The sequence below is a fragment of the Streptomyces chiangmaiensis genome, assembly GCF_036281785.1.
GTDB classification, from domain to species: Bacteria; Actinomycetota; Actinomycetes; order Streptomycetales; family Streptomycetaceae; genus Streptomyces; species Streptomyces chiangmaiensis.
In genome coordinates this window covers 1-1,541 of the sequence record NZ_JAYWVC010000544.1, presented here as the reverse complement: position 1 = coordinate 1,541, position 1,541 = coordinate 1, and the positions used below count along the sequence as shown (strand labels likewise).

At 69.2% G+C, this 1,541-nt stretch carries 1 protein-coding gene; it reads right to left on the bottom strand.

All coding sequences use genetic code 11. The features are described from left to right. Nucleotides 1–1,517: TnsA-like heteromeric transposase endonuclease subunit (locus VXC91_RS45385; RefSeq protein ID WP_329513175.1), on the bottom strand; the 1,517-nt coding region annotated here is incomplete at its 3' end. Between the last annotated feature and the right edge of the window lie 24 nt (nucleotides 1,518–1,541).

Below are 1,541 nucleotides of genomic sequence, written 5' to 3'. Positions count from 1 at the left end.
TCCAGCCGGGTGGTGTCCATCAGCAAGTACTCGCCCGGCCGAGTCGGCCGCAGCTTCCCGTACGCGCCCGGTGGCCGGGCGGCGATGTCCCGGTTGCGCTTCGTGCTCAACCTGAAGGTCGGCTTCCGCCGCTCCAGCTCCTCCAGCCACCGGTATGCCGTTGCGCGGGTCGGCAGCTTCACCTCGTCCTCGCCGTAGCGGGCGGCGAGCCGAGGGCCGATGCTGCGGATCACCTTGGCCCGGGTCGGCCGTGATTCCTTCCCGTGCTCGTTCATGATCTCCAGGGCCATCTCCACCCACCGCAGATCGGCCCGCCCGAGCCCGCCCATGGTGCCGTCCCCGCGATCCGGCCCGCCACGGACGAGACCGGCCTCGCGATCGAGAAGGAAGGCCCGCACCCACCGCTTGATGGTGCGAACGCTCAACCCCAGTTCGGCTGCCTTGGCCTCATACCGCTGCAGCTTGGGGACCGTCGCCGCATACTGCGGCCGCGGTTCGCCCGGCGCCGACAGCTCGGCGCTTCCCGACCGGAAGCCGTAGAGGACCTCGTTGACATGGGCGGCGCGCTCGCGCACCGCATCCAATTCCTCCTCCGTGAGCTGGGCCAGGACGACCGAGGACGTCTCGCGCGGGTCATCGGACGCGGGGCCGGGCCCTTCCGGGATGACCACGGCTCGGCCGGAAGTAAGCACCTCCCGCAGCGACAGCCGGAACCGGCCACCCTGCCCATCACGCACCAGGACCACGTTGCCGGCTGCGGAGGCGAACATCTCTTCCACCGTGACGACTTCGCCGTCGTACTTCAGCCTCGTGCCCACTCCGACGCGTACCGCGGATTCGTTCACATGCCCTCCCGGACGAGGCTCCCGCCTCTGAACCGTCGCCAGGTCTTCCTCGGCGTCGTTGTTCCGCTCACGGTCCTTGAACGGCGCAGGCAGATCGCGTTGCCCGGAGCCAGCCACAGCAGTCGTCCCCCGGTGCAGCTCATGGTGCTCAGACAGCGGCACGGACAGGTCCGTGGCGAAGTGCTGGCACCACAGCAGCCGCAGGACAGCCGCCCGCACTCTCCACTCCGGATGGTGCGGAAACGCGCGGAACGCCTCACCGAGCGAGGCCCCGTACAGATCCGCCACCCGGACCTCCGCGAGCAGGTCCTCGTCGAAGAGCCAGTCGCGCCGGTAGCCGGCGAGGAAGCGCAAGTTCGCCAGCTCCGCTTCCGGCGGTTCGCACCACACCTCGAAGTCCCAGCCGCGGGAGAGGACGACCTCGCGTGCCCAGCCGAGCGCGAAGTTCACCTTCGGCCGCGTGAGCAGGTGTCTGGGCTTGACGTCGACGACCAGCGGCACGGCCTTGCCCCTCAGAACGAGGAAGTCCGGGACATGGCGGCGCAGTCGCTCGTCCACCGTGGTGGACAGGAGGAACGGCTGGGCGAAGACCGCCGTCACGTCCTGGTCGAAGTCGGCGTACAGCAGGCGCGTGAGCTCGAGCCGCGACTCGTAGACGACATGGTCACGCATCGTAGAGGACCAGTACGTACCCGA